Raw genomic sequence first — 16,157 nt, 5'->3', positions numbered from 1 at the left:
GATACTAAGGTGTGGAGGGTCCGAAGGCCGTGAGCACGTTCGGGCCCGCGATTCAGGAGGCAAGGGTGTCCAGCGCGACCGATCCATGGGGCCGGGTGGACGAGGACGGCACCGTCTATGTCAGGACGGCCGACGGCGAACGGGTCGTCGGATCCTGGCAGGCGGGCGCGCCCGAGGAGGCCCTGGCCTACTACAAGCGCAAGTACGACGCGCTCGCCACCGAGATCGGCCTGCTCGAGCAGCGCGTCCGCACGACCGACCTGCAGCCCGCCCAGGCCGAGCAGAGCATCGGCCGGCTGCGCGAGGCGGTGACCGGGGCCAACGCGGTCGGCGACCTCGACGCGCTGGCCCGCCGGCTCGACGGGCTGACCGAGCGGGTCGGGCGGCGCCGCGAGGAGGTCAAGGCGCAGCGCGAGCAGCACCGGAACGAGGCGCGCGAGCTCAAGGAGCGCATCGTCGCCGAGGCCGAGCGCATCGCCGCCGAGGAGACCCACTGGAAGAACGGCGGCGAGCGGCTCCGGCAGCTGGTCGAGGAGTGGAAGGCCGCCGACCGCATCGACCGGCCCACCGAGACCGCGCTGTGGAAGCGGCTGTCGTCCGCCCGCAACGCGTTCACCAAGCGCCGCAAGGCGTACTTCGCGACGCTGGACGAGCAGCGCGAGGACGCCCGCCGAGAGAAGGAGCGCCTGGTCGCCGAGGCCGAGGCGATGAGCGGCTCCACCGACTGGGGCGAGACCGCCGCGGCCTACCGCGACCTGATGCGCCGCTGGAAGCTCGCCGGGCGCGCCGCCCGCGATGCCGAGGAGGAGCTGTGGGCCCGCTTCAAGGGCGCGCAGGACACCTTCTTCCAGGCCCGCAGCGAGGCGTTCGCCGAGCGCGACGCCGAGTTCCGCGGGAACGCCGAGGAGAAGGAGAAGATCCTCGCCGAGGCCGAGCGGCTGCTGCCCGTCCGGGACGTCCGGCAGGCCCGGCAGGCGCTGCGGACGATCCAGGAGCGCTGGGAGGCCGCCGGGATGGTGCCGCGCGACCAGCGCGACCGTCTCGAGGGCCGGCTCCGCAAGATCGAGGAGGCCGTCCGCACCGCAGAGGAGAGCGAGTGGCGGCGCACCAACCCCGAGGCCCGCGCCCGCGCGGAGGCCACGGTCGCGCAGCTGCGCAGCTCCATCGACCAGCTCCAGGCCCGCCTGGACAAGGCCCGCGGCGCCGGCCGCGAGCGGGACGCCAAGGAGGCGGAGGAGGCGCTCGCCGCCCGCCGCGCGTGGCTGGAAGAGGCCGAGCGGACCCTCGCGGAGTTCTCCTGACCCGGCACCGCCCGTAACGCGCGCCGTCGGCCCCGCCCCGGGACGTCCCGGAGCGGGGCCGACGCGTCGGCGGGCGGCGTTCAGCCGGGGTCCCCGCTCGCGGCCGGGGACGCCCCGCGGTCGCGGAGCATCCCCTCCATCAGCTCGATCTCCGACTGCTGGCCCTGGACCATCGTCCGGGCCAGCCGCCGCACCCGCTCGTGACCGGTCAGGCCGAGGACGGCCTCGGCCATCGCCACGCCCGCGCGGTGATGGGTGATCATCAGCCGCAGGTACAGCACCTCGGCGTCCCGGCCGGACGCCCGCTCCAGCCGCGCGAGCTGCTCCGGCGTCGCCATCCCCGGCATCGGGCCGGACGGGCCGGACGCGCCGGGCGCGGGCGAGGCGGCCCCGCCGCCGTGGCCGCCGTGCCCCGACATCCAGCGCATCCGGCCGCCCGGATCCGCCTTCGGCAGCTCCCACTCGTCCAGCCAGGCCGTCATCATGCCGATCTGCTGCGACTGGGTGTTGGCGATGTCGTAGGCGAGCAGCCGCACGCCCGCGTCGTCGGTGCGGTCCCGCACGATGAACGACATCTGCACCGCCTGGGCGTGGTGGGCGCTCATGTCCCGCGCGAACCCGGCCTCGGGCCCGTCGGTGCCCGGCCGTCCCGACCGCAGCGCGGCCAGCCCGGCGAGGGCGACCGCGCCCACGAGCACGGCCACGGCGAGGACGACGCTGACCCGGCGCCCCCGCCCGCCGCCGGACGCGACCCCGGGCGGGACGTCGCCGTCGTCGTCGGCCGCGCCGGACGGGACGTCGTCCGGTGCGGCGCGGCCGTCGTCGTCTCCGGGCGTCACGGGGTGGCCTTGGCGCCCGTGCACGCGGCGCCCGGCTCGGGGGTCTGCGGGCCCTTCACGAACGCCTTGAGGAACTCGTCGAGCCGCGCGTCGCCGGCGTCCTGGAGGTCGAGTTGGCTGCCCCAGGCGGTGAGCGTGATCGGGGAGTCCTGGGCCGCGTAGGGGCTCATGAACGTGTAGCTCGTCGACTCGACCTTCTCCCGCAGCGCCTCGACCTGCTCCGCGGCGAGGCCGGGCCGGTAGGTGATCCAGACCGAGCCGTGCTCCAGGGAGTGGACGGCGTTCTCGTTGCGCAGTTCCCGGTCGTAGACGATGCCGTCGCAGTTCTGCCACATGGGATCGTGGTCGCCGCCCATCGGCGGGTCGGTCTCGTAGTCGACGCTGGCCTGGGTGTGCCCGTTGCCGAGGTCGTCCTTGGTGACCACGCCCGCGATGGACGCGCCGCCGTCCGACGACGACCTCGTCTGCAGGAAGGCGTAGGTGACGGCGACGACCGCGACCAGGCCGATCACGGTGAAGAAGGCGATGCCGCCCCAGGGCACCTCCCGCTGCGTCAGGGCGTTCTTCTTCGCGTTCGCGTTCCTGCTCCTGGCGGCGTTGCTCTTGGAGACGCCGCCCTTCGCGGGGCCGCTGTTTCTGGCGTTCTTGTTCCGGGCGCTCTTGGACATGAGAGCGGTCCTCTCGAGGGTGGTTCGGCTGATCGGGGACATGAAGCCCCGCCGTACCGCTTTCGGGGCGGGCACGGCGGCGCGGCGGCCTGAGCGGCCGGTCTCCTACAGCCGGAGCACCTGGAGCGCGGAGAGGGAGGGGGCGGCGAGCGTCGCGCCTGGGGGCGGCGCCGGGACGCGGCCGGTGCGGGCGGGCAGCCGCAGGAACGGGCGGCGGGCGGCGCCAGACAGCACGAGGGCCATCAGCGTCAGCAGCACCGCCAGGCACAGGCAGACGTCCCCGGGGGAGGGGCCGGGCCTGTCGGCGGGCGTGGGCGCCGCGTCCGCGTGCACGCCCGCCACAGGGCCGCTGAGGGCGTCTGAGGCGGGGCCGGACACGGCATCGGACGCGGGACCCGACGCGGAGCCGGACGGGTCGCCCGGTGCGGCCGCCGCGCCGCCCGGGGAGCCGCCGGGCGCCGCCGCGGCGGCCGCCGCGACCGGCGCGCTCACCGCGTGCTCGGTGCAGATCCGCATCGGCGGGGCGTGGCCGAGCCCGTACCCGGCCACCAGCCCGGCCACGACGAACAGGGCCACGAGCAGGCCGGCGAGCCCGCTCCACCTGTTCGCCCGCGCCCGGGCCGTCCTCGTCTCGGTCACTTTTCCGCTTTCTCCTCCGGGGCCTATCAACGCGCCCGCCCGCCGCCCGGTTCCCGCGGCCGCGGGCGGATCGGCGCGCCCCCCGGGAGAGATAATGTCGGAGCGTGACCAGCAGGGCGGAATCGGGCCAAGCGGAAAGCCTGTTCGACGATCCGGCGCTCACCGGCGGCGCCCGCGACGACACGGCGGGTGACGCGCGCGGCGGGCCCGCCGCGGCCGCACCCGCCGCGACGGGCGCGGCCGGCTCCGCCGGGAGGACCGACGGGCAGCCGCTCGCCGTGCGCATGCGGCCGCGCGGCCTCGACGAGGTCGTCGGGCAGGGGCACCTGCTCGGCCCCGGCACCCCGATCCGGCAGCTCGTCGACCGGGACGCCCCGATGTCGCTCGTCCTGTGGGGCCCGCCCGGCACCGGCAAGACCACGCTCGCCACGGTCGTCAGCCACGTCACCTCCCGCCGCTTCGTGGAGGTGTCGGCCGTCAGCGACGGTGTCAAGCGGGTCCGCGCCGAGATCGACCTGGCGCGCCGCGAGCTCGGCATGACCGGACGGCAGACCGTCCTGTTCGTCGACGAGGTGCACCGCTTCAACAAGGCCCAGCAGGACGCCCTCCTCCCGGCGGTCGAGAACCGGTGGGTGTCGTTCATCGGCGCGACCACCGAGAACCCCTTCTTCTCCGTGATCAGCCCGCTGCTGTCGCGGTCGCTGCTGCTCACGCTCGAACCGCTCGGCGACGACGCGCTGCGCGAGGTGGTGGGCCGGGCGATCGCCGAGGAGCGCGGCCTCGGCGGTTCCGTCCGCCTCGACCCCGCCGCCGAGGACCATCTCGTCCGCCTCGCGGGCGGCGACGCGCGCCGTGCCCTCACCTACCTGGAGGCCGCCGCCCTCGTCGTCGACCGGGGCGGCGCGCAGAGCGACGGAGAGGGGGCCGACGGCGGGGAAGCCGGCGGCGACGCCGCCGCGGACGTCCCGGTGATCGACCCCGACGTGCTCGAGCGGGCCGTCGACCGCGCGGCCGTCCGCTACGACCGCGAGGGCGACCAGCACTACGACGTCATCAGCGCGTTCATCAAGAGCATCCGCGGCTCGGACGTGGACGCCGCGCTGCACTACCTCGCCCGGATGATCGAGGCCGGGGAGGATCCCCGGTTCATCGCCCGGCGGCTGATCGTGCACGCCAGCGAGGACGTCGGGATGGCCGACCCGACCGCCCTGCAGACGGCGGTGGCGGCGGCGCAGGCCGTCGAGTTCGTCGGCCTGCCCGAGGCGCGGATCAACCTCGCGCAGGCGGTGATCCACCTCTCCCTGGCCCCCAAGTCGAACGCGGTGATCACGGCGGTGGACGGGGCGCTCTCCGACGTCCGCAAGGGCCTCGCCGGTCCGGTCCCCGCCCACCTGCGCGAGGCCCACTACAAGGGCGCCGCCAAGCTCGGGCACGGCAAGGGCTACAAGTACGCGCACGACCACCCCGGCGGCGTCGTCCGCCAGCAGTACGCGCCCGACGCGGTGCACGGCCGGGAGTACTATCGCCCGACCCGGCACGGCGCCGAGTCCCGCTTCACCGAGGTCCTCGCGCGGATCCGCTCGGTGCTGCGGGGGAACGGCGACCGCGGCTGAGAGCGTCGCGCGCAGCGGTGCTCCCGGCAACGGGCGCCCGATCCCGATAATCTTGGACGCGACGCCCCGGGCGCGGGGTCCGCGCCGCGGGGGGCCGGACCGGACGGCCCGGTAGGGTCGGTCGGCATGCCGGCCGGGGACGGCCGCAAGCCCGGCCCCGGGCCGAACACACAGCGAACGGAAAGCCCTGATGCTCACTGGTGGACAGGTTGCAGGCCTCATCGTGGCCGTGTTCTGGGCGGTGCTCGTCGCGTTCGTCGCGCTCACGCTGCTGAAGCTCGCCCGGCTCCTCGACGAGGCCGGCAAGGTCGTCCGCGACCTGGGCGAGCAGGCCGGGCCCCTGCTGGACGACATGACGCGCACGGTCAGGCGGGCCGACGAGCAGCTCGCCCGCACCGACGTGATCACCAAGCAGGCCGCGTCCGTCACCCAGAACGTCTCGGCCGTCACCACCGTCATGACGTCGGTGGTCGGCGGTCCGCTGGTGAAGGCCGCCGCGTTCTCCTACGGGGTCCGCAAGGCCATCGGCAACCGGGAGGGCGAGGGACGGCCCGCCGACTCGGGCCGGCCGCGGCTGGAGTCGGGCCGCGGGGCCCGCAAGAGCGGAAGGGGACGCAGGTGAAGCGGCTGTTCTGGCTCTCGGTCGGCGCGGGCGCCGGCGTCTACGCCACGCACCGCGTCAAGCGGCGCGTCGAGCGGTTCGCGCGCTCGCTGACCCCCGAGAGCGTCGCGGCGCGCGCGGTCGCCGGCGGGCAGGGCGCGGGCGAGCGGCTGAAGCTGTTCGCCGCGGACGTCCGCACCGAGATGCGGGCCCGCGAGGAGGAACTGCGCGAGGCCGTCCGCATGGACCAGGCCCCGCCCGAGCAGGACGACGCCCGGCCCCGCCGGGTGCTGCGCGGGCGATACACGATCATCGATGACGACAAGGATGGCCACTGATATGGAGTCGGCAGAGGTCGCACGCCGCTTCCTCAAGTTCTTCGAAGAGCGCGGGCACACGGTGGTGCCGTCGGCCAGCCTGATCGCCGAAGACCCCACGCTGCTGCTGGTCAACGCCGGCATGGTCCCGTTCAAGCCGTACTTCCTCGGCCAGCGGACGCCGCCCTCGCAGCGGATGACCAGCGCCCAGAAGTGCGTGCGGACCCCCGACATCGAAGAGGTCGGCAAGACCACCCGGCACGCCACGTTCTTCCAGATGCTGGGCAACTTCTCCATCGGGGACTACTTCAAGGAGCAGGCGATCCCGTTCGCCTGGGAGCTGCTGACGCGCCCCCGCGAGGACGGCGGGTTCGGGTTCCCCGAAGAGAAGCTGTGGGTGACCGTCTTCGAGAACGACGACGAGGCCCGCGACATCTGGCACGACAAGGTCGGCGTCCCCCTCGACCGCATCCAGCGGCGCGGCATGGAGGACAACTTCTGGTCGATGGGCGTGCCCGGCCCCTGCGGCCCCTGCTCGGAGATCTACTACGACCGTGGCCCCGAGTACGGCCGCGAGGGCGGCCCCGTCGCCGACGAGGACCGCTACCTCGAGGTGTGGAACCTCGTGTTCATGCAGTTCGAGCGGGGCCCCGGGGAGAGCAAGACCGACTTCCCGATCCTCGGCGACCTGCCCGCCAAGAACATCGACACCGGCATGGGCCTGGAGCGCATGGCGGCGATCCTGCAGGGCGTCGACAACATTTACGAGACCGACACCCTCTGGCGCGTCCTCGACCGCGCCGCCGGGCTGACCGGCGCCCGCTACGGCCGCGACCACCGCGCGGACGTGTCGCTGCGCGTCATCGCCGACCACGTCCGCAGCGGCACCATGATGGTCGCCGACGGCATCCGCCCCGGCAACGAGGGCCGCGGCTACGTGCTGCGCCGCATCCTGCGCCGCTCCATCCGCAACCTGCGGCTGCTCGGCGGCGAGGACGCCGGGCTGATGCACGAGCTGACCGCCGTCGCGATCACCGCGATGGGCGAGCAGTACCCCGAGCTGGTCCGCACCGCCGCGAACATCCACGCGGTCATCGACGCCGAGGAGGACTCCTTCCTCCAGACGCTGCGCACCGGCACCGCGATCTTCGACACCGCGGTCGCCGAGACCAAGAAGTCCGGCGGCGCCGCGCTGGCCGGCGACCAGGCGTTCAAGCTGCACGACACCTACGGCTTCCCCATCGACCTCACCCTGGAGATGGCCGCCGAGCAGGGGCTCCGGGTCGACGAGGACGGCTTCCGGCGGCTCATGCAGGAGCAGCGGGACCGCGCCAAGAAGGACGCCCGCGACAAGAAGACCGGCAACCTCGACGTGTCCGTGCTCGACTCGCTGCTGACCGGCGCGGGCGGGCGGGTCGACTTCACCGGCTACACCGACGTCGTCGGCGAGGCCCGCCTCGTCGGCCTGCTGATCAACGGGGCGGGCGCGCAGGCCGCCGGCGAGGGCACCGACGTCGAGGTCGTCCTCGACCGCACGCCCTTCTACGCCGAGGGCGGCGGCCAGCTCGCCGACCACGGCGTCATCCGGCTCGGCAACGGCGCCGTCATCGACGTCACCGACGTGCAGTCGCCGCTGCCCGGACTGATCGTGCACCGCGGCCGCGTCCGCAGCGGCGAGGCGCAGGCCGGCGACTCCGCGTTCGCCGAGATCGACGTCGAGCGGCGCCGCGCGATCTCCCGCTCGCACAGCGCGACCCACATGGTCCACGCCGGGTTCCGCCGGGCGCTCGGCGAGTCCGCCGCGCAGGCCGGGTCGGAGAACTCGCCCGGCCGCTTCCGGTTCGACTTCACCGCGACCGGCGCCGTCCCGGAGAGCGTGCTGCGCGACGTCGAGGACGAGGTCAACGAGGTCCTGGTCGGCGACCACGACGTCCGCGCCTTCCACACCTCGATCGACGAGGCCCGCGCCATGGGCGCCCTCGCCCTGTTCGGCGAGAAGTACGGCGACGAGGTCCGCGTCGTCGAGATCGGCGACTACTCCCGCGAGCTGTGCGGCGGCACCCACGTCGCCCGCTCCGGTCAGCTCGGCCTGGTCAAGGTGCTCGGCGAGTCGTCGATCGGCGCCGGCGTCCGCCGCGTCGAGGCCCTCGTCGGCATCGACGCCTTCCGCTTCCTCGCCCGCGAGAACGTCCTCGTCGCGCAGCTCGCCGAGCAGCTCAAGACCCGCAAGGAGGAGCTGCCGGAGCGCGTCGCCGGCATCGTGACCCGGCTGCGGGACGCCGAGAAGGAACTCGAGCGGCTGCGCGCCGCCCAGGTGCTGCAGATCGCCGGGTCCCTCGCCGAGGGCGCCCGCGACCTCGGCGGCATCGCGTTCGCCGCGCACCGCGCCCCCGACGGCACCGGCGCCGACGACCTGCGCAAGCTCGCCGTGGACGTGCGGGGCCGGCTCGCCGCCCGCCCGGCCGTCGTGATGATCGCGGGCGTCCCCAAGGACCGTCCCGTCGTGGTCGTCGCGGTGACCGAGGGCGCCCGCGAGCGCGGCCTGAAGGCCGGCGCGCTCGTCGGGCTCGCCGCCAAGGCGCTCGGCGGCGGCGGTGGCGGCAAGGACGACCTCGCCCAGGGCGGCGGCGCCGACCCGTCCGCCGTGGACGCCGCGATCGCCGCGGTCGAACGAGCCGTAGGGGCCGCGTGATCCCCGCAGCCGGGGGTAAAGGGCTTCCGGGGGAGCCGGATCGACGCATCCGGAACCGGACGGGAGCCGGACGGTGAGGCCGGGGGTGCGCCTCGCCGTCGACGTCGGCAGCGTCCGCGTGGGCGTGGCGCGCTGCGATCCCCGCGGCGTCCTCGCCTCCCCGCTGGAGACCGTGAGAAGCGGGAAGGGGGACGTCGACCGGCTCGTGGAGCTCACCGCCGAGCACGAGGCGATCGAGGTCGTCGTCGGGCTGCCCACCACGCTGGCGGGCCGGGAGGGCCCGGCGGCCGAGGCGGCGCGCGCGTTCGCGCGCCGCCTCGCGGGACGGCTGCCCGACGGCGCGGTGCGGCTGTACGACGAACGCCTCACGACCGTGACGGCGGAGAGCGGCCTGCGCGCGGGGGGCGTGCGCGGGAAGGCCCGCCGCAAGGTCGTCGACCAGGCGGCGGCGGCGGTGCTGCTCCAGGCGGCACTTGACGCGGAACGGTTGACTGGGCGTCCCCCAGGCGAGATCGTCCGGGGAAGCTCATGAACGATTTGGACATTTTCTCAGAACCGCAGGGCGGCCGGCAGGGCCGCCCGGCCGGACGCCGGGACCAGCGGCGCCTGCGCAAGCGGCAGAAACGGCGCCGCCGGAACGGCCGCGCGGCGGTGTTCTTCGCGCTGGCGTTCCTCGTCGCGGTCTTCGGCACCGCAGGTGTGCTCGGGGTCGCCGTGCTCGACAACCGGCTCAACCCGCCGGACTACGACGGTGAGGGCGCCGGGAGTGTCACGGTCCAGGTGACCGAGGGCGCCAGCGGCACGGCGATCGCGGCCGCGCTCGAGGACCACGGTGTCGTCAAGGACGCCCGCGCGTTCGTGAAGGTCTGGAACGCCGAGACGCGCTCGTCCAGCATCCAGCCGGGCTTCTACCAGATGCGGCAGAAGATGTCGTCGAAGGCGGCCATGGCGCTGCTGCTGGACCCCAAGTCCCGGGCGGGCAACCAGATCACCATCCCCGAGGGACGGCGCGCCTACGAGACGTACGAGCTGCTCGCGAAGAAGACGGGCATCTCCATGGAGGAGTTCGAGGCGGCCGCGAAGAACGTCGAGGCCCTCGGGCTGCCCGAGTACGCCGGCGGCAAGGTCGAGGGGTACCTCTTCCCCGGCCGCTACAACCTCGACCCGAACGGCTCGGCGGAGGACATCCTCAAGCAGATGGTGGCGCGGTTCGTCCAGTACGCGGAGTCCACGGGGCTGGAGACCAAGGCCGAGGAGGCGGGCCTGGAGCCGGCGAAGGTCATCACGCTGGCGAGCCTGGTGCAGGCCGAGGGCGGCAAGCCGTCCGACCTGCCCAAGATCTCCCGGGTGATCTACAACCGGATCGAGATCGGCATGAAGCTGCAGTTCGACACGACCCTCCTCTACGCGCTCAAGGAGCGGCGGCTGGCGGTGAGCGTGGCGGACACGAAGATCGATTCCCCGTACAACACCTACATGCACGCGGGGCTGACGCCGGGGCCGATCTCCAACCCGGGCGAGGCGGCGATCGAGGCGGCGCTGAATCCCGAGGAGGGGAAGTGGCTCTACTTCGTCGCCACCGACCCCACCAACAAGATCACCAAGTTCGCCGAGAGCTACGAGGAACACGCGGAGAACGAGCGGGAGTTCGAGGAGTGGCAGCGCCGGAACCCCGGCAACTGACCCGACCCCGGCAGAGCGCAGGGCCGCCCGGCGGGACCGCCGGGCGGCCCGATCCTTGTGAAGGAGGAAGAACGTGAGCGACTCCGATCGCACCGGCCGCCGCGCGGCCGTGCTCGGATCGCCGATCGCGCACTCGCTGTCCCCGGTCCTGCACCGGGCGGCGTACGCGGCGATGGGACTGGACGGCTCGTGGTCGTACGAGGCCGTGGAGTGCGGCGAGGCGGAGCTGGCCGGGTTCCTCGGCGGGCTCGGGCCCGAATGGGCCGGGCTGTCGCTGACGATGCCGCTCAAGCGCGTCGCGCTCGACCTCGCCGACTCGGTGAGCGACCTCGCGGCCGGGGTCGGCGGCGCCAACACGCTCGTCCTGCGGGACGGGCGCCGCCACGCCGACAACACCGACGTGCACGGCATCGTCGCCGCGCTCGCCGAGGCGGGCGTCGCCGCGCCCGGCGCGGCGCCCGCGTCCGCCCTCGTGCTGGGCGGCGGCGCCACCGCCGCGTCCGCGCTCGCCGCACTGGCCCGGCTCGGCGCCGCCGAGGCCGTCCTGGCCGTCCGCGCCCCCGAGCGCGCCGCCGGGACGGTCGCGGTGGGGGAGCGGTTCGGCCTGGCCGTCAAGGTCGTCACGCTCGACCGGGTCCGCGACCACCTCCCGGCGGAGCTGGTGGTGTCGACGCTGCCCGGCCGCGCCGCCGACGCGTTCGCCGCGCCGGTCGCCGCGTCCGGCGCGGCTCTGTTCGACGTCGTCTACGCGCCGTGGCCGACCGCGCTCGCGGCGGCCGTCGAACGCGCCGGCGGCACGGTCGTCGGCGGGTTCCCGATGCTGCTGCACCAGGCCGTCCGGCAGGTCGCGCTCATGACCGGCCGCGACGACGTCCCGGTGGAGGCGATGCGCGCCGCCGGCGAGGCCGAGCTGGCCCGCCGCGGCTGACGTCCGGAACCGGCGGACGGTCCGCGGCGGCGTGCCCACGGGAATGCGGGCGGACCTCCGGCGGTTGACGATGATGACGCCGGTGATCGGCGTACCTCACTCGACGCCCGGCTCGTCCGTCGCTCCGCCGTCGGCGCGGCGAACGCGGCGGACGGATTTCCGGTCGTGCTCACGGACGCCTCCGACGGTGGTAGTCTTGGAGGCCGACCGGCCCTGTGCGCGCGACCCGACCAGGTCGCACGTGCCGGGCGCTCAAGCGGAGGCCATCTCCCACCTGACCGGCCGAAAGGGCCGGTGGGTAACGGTCCGGCGAACGGGCGCGCAGCGTCCGCTCCGCCGTCGTCCCCGGACGGTTGTCCGTCCCGGGGAGACCGAAGGTGGCCCCGTATGCGAGTCGTGCGGGGCTTTTCTTGTGGGAAGCCTCGGGGTACGACCGGTCCCAGAACTTGAGAACGGCCCCAAGGAGGTCCCATCAGCGCCGAACCGCGTATCAACGACCGCATTCGCGTGCCCGAGGTCCGGCTCGTCGGCCCGAACGGCGAACAGGTGGGCATCGTGCCCATCGCCAAGGCCCTTGAACTCGCGCGTGAGTCGGACCTCGACCTCGTCGAGGTGGCGCCCACCGCGCGTCCGCCCGTCGCGAAGCTCATGGACTACGGCAAGTTCAAGTACGAGTCCGCGATGAAGGCCCGTGAGGCGCGGAAGAACCAGGCGCACACGGTCATCAAGGAGATCAAGCTCCGCCCGAAGATCGACCCGCACGACTACGAGACCAAGAAGGGTCACGTGGTGCGGTTCCTGAAGGCCGGGGACAAGGTGAAGGTCACGATCATGTTCCGTGGTCGTGAGCAGTCCCGCCCGGAGCTGGGGCGCCGCCTCCTGCAGCGGCTGGCCGACGACGTCGAGGAGCTCGGCTTCGTCGAGTCGCGGCCCAAGCAGGACGGCCGGAATATGATCATGGTGATCGGTCCGCACAAGAAGAAGACCGCGCGCGGGCAGGAGGAGTCCGGCACCGCCTGACGGCGACCGGGCGCCACGCCTGAACGCGGCGCGCACGGCCCGGCTCCGGCCGGGCCGCCGCCGGGGAAGTCCGGGGGCGTCTCCCCCGAGAAGAACCGGCCAGGGCCTGCCTCCACGGCGGGCCCGAACCATGGCCTCGCGTTCGCGCGGGACCGTCACGCACGTACATTGACGCCTGACCAGGCGCGTCACACGGGACGCGGGCGCGGAACGCGCCGCGCGCCGCCGTGCGGTGCGCCGATCAGGCACGCCTCCGTGCGGCCGCACGGAGGCCCGGAACGAGGGAGACGACGGCGACCATGCCGAAGACGAAGACCCACAGCGGTGCCAAGAAGCGGTTCAAGCTGACCGGCTCCGGCAAGGTGATGCGCCGCCGCGCCAACAAGAACCACCTGCTCGAGCACAAGCCGTCCAAGCGGACCCGCCGCCTCGACGGCCCGGCCGTCGTGGCCGACGCCGACGCCAAGAACATCAAGAAGCTGCTGCGCAAGTAGCACTCGACCGGCAACATCAGCGACCGGCCGGGTCCAGACGGGCCCCGGCCCCCACGAAGGAGTTCAGCACGTGGCACGCGTGAAGCGGGCGGTCAACGCCGCCAAGAAGCGTCGGGTCGTCCTTGAGCGGTCGAGCGGCTACCGCGGCCAGCGGTCGCGCCTGTACCGCAAGGCCAAGGAGCAGCAGCTCCACTCGATGACCTACGCCTTCCGGGACCGCAAGGACCGCAAGGGCCAGTTCCGCCGGCTGTGGATCCAGCGCATCAACGCCGCCGCCCGCGCCAACGGGATCACCTACAACCGGTTCATCCAGGGTCTGAAGGCCGCGGAGATCGAGGTCGACCGTCGCATGCTGGCCGAGCTGGCCGTCAACGACGCCGCCGCGTTCGCCGCGCTCGTCCAGGTGGCCAAGGACGCCCTCCCCGCCGAAGGGAAGGCCGCCTGAGCCGGCCCGCCGGCGACCAGGCGAACACAGCGATATGGCGGGCCGCGAGCTGACCTCCCTGCGATCACCACGGGTGAAGTCCGCTCGGCGGCTCGCCAAGCGCGCGTTCCGGCGTCGCGAGCGCCGGTTCCTCGCCGAGGGGCCGCAGGCGGTGCGGGAGGCGCTGCAGATCCCGGGCGGCCTCGCCGAGCTGTACACCACGGCCGAGGCCGAGACCCGGCACCACGAACTCGTCCTCGCCGCCGAACGCGCCGGAGCCCCGGTGCTGCGGGTGAGCGGCGAGGTCATGGCCGAACTCGCCCAGACGGTCACCCCCCAGGGGCTGCTCGCCGTCTGCGAGTTCGTCGACGTCCCCCTGGCCCGCGCGCTGGAGACCCGGCCCCGGCTCGTCACCGTGCTCGCGCACGTCCGCGACCCGGGCAACGCCGGCACCGTCCTGCGCACCGCCGACGCGGCCGGGTCCGACTCCGTCGTCTTCACCGACGCCTCCGTCGACCCCTACAACGGCAAGTGCGTGCGCGCCTCCGCGGGCAGCCTGTTCCACCTGCCGGTCGTCGTGGGGCCCCGCTTCGAGGACCTGATCGGCGAGTTCAAGAACGCCGGCCTCACGGTCCTGGCGGCGGACGGCGCGGGGGACCGCACCCTCGACGCCGCGATCGACGACGGCGTGCTCGCGCGGCCCACCGCCTGGGTGTTCGGCAACGAGGCGTGGGGGCTGCCCGACGAGATCCTCCGGCACGTCGACGAGGTCGTGCGCGTCCCGATCTACGGACGCGCCGAGAGCCTCAACCTGGCCACGGCCGCGGCCGTGTGCCTCTACGCGTCCGCGCGCGCACAGCGCGGAACCTGACCGGCGACTGCGTTCCGTGGCCGTGTGGCCGCATGAGGTCGCCGAACCGGCCACGGACCGCCGCTCCGCCTGGGACAATGGACGCTTCCGTGGACGCGTGGCGGGGGCCCGTCTCGTGCCGGACCTCGTCCCTAAGTAGGACGAGAAGTCGGACCGGCGAGGGAGTACGAGCGTTCCACCGGATGCCTACTGTGTTGACCAGGGCGGCGACGATGCCGTGCGGACTGGGGGCGAACGTGATGACCAAGAACGCGGCCGGACGGGCCGGCAGGCCGGGGCCGGAGATCAGGTGCACCGGCACCGCCGTCCTCCCGCCGCCTCGCGACGCGGGCGCCCCGCCGGCGCTGCCCGGCCTGGAGATCGACGTCGCCCGCGTGCACGGCGACACCGTGGTCGTCGCGGTGGCGGGCGAGATCGACCTGCACACCGCCGACACGCTGCGCGCCCGCCTCGTCGCCCTGCACGCCGCGGGCTCGCGCCGCCTCGTCGTCGACTTCGGTGGCGTCGCGTTCTGCGACGCCACCGGCCTCGGCGCGCTCGTCGCCGTGCACAACGAGATCTCCGCCGACGGCGGCCGCATCGCCCTCGCCCGGGTGCGCCCCGCACAGCGCCGCCTGCTCCGCATCACCGGCCTGCACCGCCTCTTCACGCTGCACAACGACCCCGACGAGGCGTGCGTCTGATCGGGGGCGGGCGCACGCCCGACCGGCCCGCCGGCGGGCGCGCCGACGGGCCCGCCGGAACGGCGGCGGCCTCCGGGAAGGCCACAAAAGCCTTGCCTCACGGTCTTTCTCGGGTCCCCGGGGGTGCGGGACTGCCGATAGAGTCGTATCCGACAGGCCGCGTCCCCCTCGGTGTTCTGGAGGCCGCTTTGGGCGGAGAGGAACCCCCGCGCGTGGCCGCGCGCGTGCCCGCGCCCGGCCCCGAGCGGGACCCGGCCGACGACCTGCCCGACGGGCTGGTGGTCGCCGACCGCGAGGCCCGGATCGTCACCTTCAACGCCGCCGCCGAGCGCATGACGGGGATCGCCGCGGCGGACGCGATCGGCCGCGACTTCCGCGACGTCCTGCCGCTGCACGACGCCGAGGGCCGCGACTGGTGGAAGTGCCTCGACCCGTACGGGGGCCTGTCCACCCGCACCCGGCACCCCGAGCAGACCCTGTTCCGCCCCGGCGGCGCCGAGCTGCTGGTCACGGCCGCCTACCGGCGGGACGCCGAGGGCGGGGTGGAACGATTCACCGTGTGCCTGCGCGACGCCCAGCAGCGCGCGCGGCGCGAGCGCGACCGCGCCGACCTGGTGTCGACGGTCGCGCACGAGCTGCGGTCGCCGCTGACCAGCGTGAAGGGCTTCACCGCGACGCTGCTGGCCAAGTGGCACCGGTTCAACGACGACCAGAAGCGCGTCATGCTGGAGACCGTCAACGCCGACGCCGACCGCGTGACGCGGCTCATCACCGAGCTGCTCGACGTGTCCCGCATCGAGGCGGGCCGGCTCGAGATGCGCCGTCAGGTGGTCGACCTCGCCGAGGAGGTCCGCAAGGTCATCGCCGGACGGGTCGCGGCCGGGGAGCCCGAGGACCGGTTCCGCTTCGAGGTCCGCGGCGAGCTCCCCGAGATGTGGCTCGATCCCGACAAGGTCGACCAGATTCTCGGAAACCTGGTGGAAAACGCGGTGCGGCACGGCGCCGGAACCGTCACAATCGTGGTGGAGCCGGACGCGCACAAGGAGGGGGCCGCCGTGTCGGTGCGGGACGAGGGCGAGGGCATTCCGCCCGAGGCCGTCCAGCGCGTCTTCCGGCAGTTCTGGCGCGGCCCCGGCGGCAACCGCCGCGGCGGCACCGGCCTCGGCCTCTACATCGTGAAGGGCCTCGTCGAGGCGCACGGCGGCGTGATCACCGTGCGGCGCGCGCCCGGCGGCGGCGCCGAGTTCCGATTTACCGTGCCCGCAGGGGCCCCCGACTACGCCGTCTGACGGCGTCCGGATCCGTTCGGAACCGGGCGCGCGGCGCCCCGGGGCTCCGGCGGGCCGCGCGGCACGCGCACGCTGACCGGACATCCGCCGCCCGC

Annotated in this window: 17 protein-coding genes; 14 read left to right on the top strand and 3 right to left on the bottom strand. The window is 74.1% G+C overall.

Going from position 1 to position 16,157, the window contains the following annotated elements:
- Positions 1 to 65: 65 nt before the first annotated feature.
- On the top strand, positions 66 to 1,301 hold the full coding sequence (locus tag AB0L25_RS21255) for a DUF349 domain-containing protein (protein ID WP_500174355.1): 1,236 nt from the start codon (positions 66 to 68) through the stop codon (positions 1,299 to 1,301).
- Between the two features lie 80 nt (positions 1,302 to 1,381).
- Here the strand turns inward: AB0L25_RS21255 and AB0L25_RS21250 are convergent, their stop codons facing one another.
- The 3 genes from AB0L25_RS21250 to AB0L25_RS21240 form a co-directional block, all read right to left on the bottom strand.
- Positions 1,382 to 2,140, bottom strand: a complete 759-nt coding sequence (locus AB0L25_RS21250) for a DUF305 domain-containing protein (protein WP_500174354.1) — start codon at positions 2,138 to 2,140, stop codon at positions 1,382 to 1,384.
- Entirely contained in the window at positions 2,137 to 2,808 is a 672-nt protein-coding gene (locus tag AB0L25_RS21245) for a thioredoxin-like domain-containing protein (RefSeq protein ID WP_500174353.1), read from the bottom strand. Before AB0L25_RS21245 ends, AB0L25_RS21250 begins: the two co-directional genes overlap by 4 nt.
- A 105-nt stretch (positions 2,809 to 2,913) precedes the next feature.
- Positions 2,914 to 3,447: a hypothetical protein gene (locus tag AB0L25_RS21240; protein WP_500174352.1), complete on the bottom strand. Its 534-nt coding sequence runs from the start codon at positions 3,445 to 3,447 to the stop codon at positions 2,914 to 2,916.
- Positions 3,448 to 3,731: 284 nt separating this feature from the next.
- Between AB0L25_RS21240 and AB0L25_RS21235 the strand changes: the two genes are divergently transcribed.
- The 13 genes from AB0L25_RS21235 (at position 3,732) to AB0L25_RS21175 (ending at position 16,062) form a co-directional block, all read left to right on the top strand.
- Positions 3,732 to 5,060 carry a replication-associated recombination protein A gene (locus tag AB0L25_RS21235; protein WP_500174438.1) on the top strand — a complete coding sequence of 443 codons (1,329 nt, stop codon included), beginning with the start codon at positions 3,732 to 3,734 and terminating at the stop codon, positions 5,058 to 5,060.
- Positions 5,061 to 5,250: 190 nt separating this feature from the next.
- Complete coding sequence (locus tag AB0L25_RS21230; RefSeq protein WP_026404181.1) at positions 5,251 to 5,682, top strand: DUF948 domain-containing protein; 432 nt, start codon at positions 5,251 to 5,253, stop codon at positions 5,680 to 5,682.
- A complete protein-coding gene (locus AB0L25_RS21225; RefSeq protein WP_500174351.1) occupies positions 5,679 to 5,999 on the top strand; it encodes a hypothetical protein in 321 nt (106 codons plus the stop codon). The genes AB0L25_RS21230 and AB0L25_RS21225 overlap by 4 nt, the downstream gene beginning before the upstream one ends.
- A gap of 1 nt (position 6,000) precedes the next feature.
- Positions 6,001 to 8,670, top strand: coding sequence for an alanine--tRNA ligase (gene alaS, locus AB0L25_RS21220; protein WP_500174350.1), 2,670 nt, complete (start codon positions 6,001 to 6,003; stop codon positions 8,668 to 8,670).
- 73 nt (positions 8,671 to 8,743) lie between these two features.
- A complete protein-coding gene (gene ruvX, locus AB0L25_RS21215; protein ID WP_500174349.1) occupies positions 8,744 to 9,202 on the top strand; it encodes a Holliday junction resolvase RuvX in 459 nt (152 codons plus the stop codon).
- Entirely contained in the window at positions 9,199 to 10,353 is a 1,155-nt protein-coding gene (mltG, locus tag AB0L25_RS21210; protein WP_500174348.1) for an endolytic transglycosylase MltG, read from the top strand. Before ruvX ends, mltG begins: the two co-directional genes overlap by 4 nt.
- Positions 10,354 to 10,426: 73 nt before the next feature.
- Positions 10,427 to 11,281 (top strand): shikimate dehydrogenase, encoded by an 855-nt coding sequence (locus AB0L25_RS21205; protein ID WP_500174347.1) that lies wholly within the window; start codon positions 10,427 to 10,429, stop codon positions 11,279 to 11,281.
- A 471-nt stretch (positions 11,282 to 11,752) separates the two neighbouring features.
- Positions 11,753 to 12,301, top strand: coding sequence for a translation initiation factor IF-3 (infC, locus tag AB0L25_RS21200; protein ID WP_199747850.1), 549 nt, complete (start codon positions 11,753 to 11,755; stop codon positions 12,299 to 12,301).
- A 299-nt stretch (positions 12,302 to 12,600) separates the two neighbouring features.
- On the top strand, positions 12,601 to 12,795 hold the full coding sequence (gene rpmI, locus AB0L25_RS21195; RefSeq protein ID WP_026404187.1) for a 50S ribosomal protein L35: 195 nt from the start codon (positions 12,601 to 12,603) through the stop codon (positions 12,793 to 12,795).
- Between the two features lie 70 nt (positions 12,796 to 12,865).
- Entirely contained in the window at positions 12,866 to 13,240 is a 375-nt protein-coding gene (rplT, locus tag AB0L25_RS21190) for a 50S ribosomal protein L20 (protein WP_026404188.1), read from the top strand.
- A gap of 34 nt (positions 13,241 to 13,274) precedes the next feature.
- The gene (locus tag AB0L25_RS21185; RefSeq protein WP_500174346.1) at positions 13,275 to 14,090 is read left to right on the top strand and encodes a TrmH family RNA methyltransferase; all 816 of its coding nucleotides are present in this window, start codon (positions 13,275 to 13,277) and stop codon (positions 14,088 to 14,090) included.
- Positions 14,091 to 14,329: 239 nt separating this feature from the next.
- Positions 14,330 to 14,773, top strand: a complete 444-nt coding sequence (locus AB0L25_RS21180) for an STAS domain-containing protein (protein ID WP_500174345.1) — start codon at positions 14,330 to 14,332, stop codon at positions 14,771 to 14,773.
- A 212-nt stretch (positions 14,774 to 14,985) separates the two neighbouring features.
- Positions 14,986 to 16,062, top strand: a complete 1,077-nt coding sequence (locus AB0L25_RS21175; protein WP_500174344.1) for a sensor histidine kinase — start codon at positions 14,986 to 14,988, stop codon at positions 16,060 to 16,062.
- Positions 16,063 to 16,157 lie beyond the last annotated feature (95 nt).

The organism is Spirillospora sp. NPDC052242 (genome assembly GCF_040679555.1).
Taxonomy (GTDB): Bacteria; Actinomycetota; Actinomycetes; order Streptosporangiales; family Streptosporangiaceae; genus Spirillospora.
This window is presented reverse-complemented; position numbering and strand designations above follow the sequence as displayed.

Coding starts and splice junctions, on each gene's coding strand:
- AB0L25_RS21245 (WP_500174353.1), bottom strand. CDS start 2,808: ATGTCCAAGAGCGCCCGGAACAAGAACGCCAGAAACAGCGGCCCCGCG.
- AB0L25_RS21235 (WP_500174438.1), top strand. CDS start 3,732: ATGCGGCCGCGCGGCCTCGACGAGGTCGTCGGGCAGGGGCACCTGCTC.
- AB0L25_RS21230 (WP_026404181.1), top strand. CDS start 5,251: ATGCTCACTGGTGGACAGGTTGCAGGCCTCATCGTGGCCGTGTTCTGG.
- alaS (WP_500174350.1), top strand. CDS start 6,001: ATGGAGTCGGCAGAGGTCGCACGCCGCTTCCTCAAGTTCTTCGAAGAG.
- mltG (WP_500174348.1), top strand. CDS start 9,199: ATGAACGATTTGGACATTTTCTCAGAACCGCAGGGCGGCCGGCAGGGC.
- rpmI (WP_026404187.1), top strand. CDS start 12,601: ATGCCGAAGACGAAGACCCACAGCGGTGCCAAGAAGCGGTTCAAGCTG.
- AB0L25_RS21185 (WP_500174346.1), top strand. CDS start 13,275: ATGGCGGGCCGCGAGCTGACCTCCCTGCGATCACCACGGGTGAAGTCC.
- AB0L25_RS21180 (WP_500174345.1), top strand. CDS start 14,330: ATGACCAAGAACGCGGCCGGACGGGCCGGCAGGCCGGGGCCGGAGATC.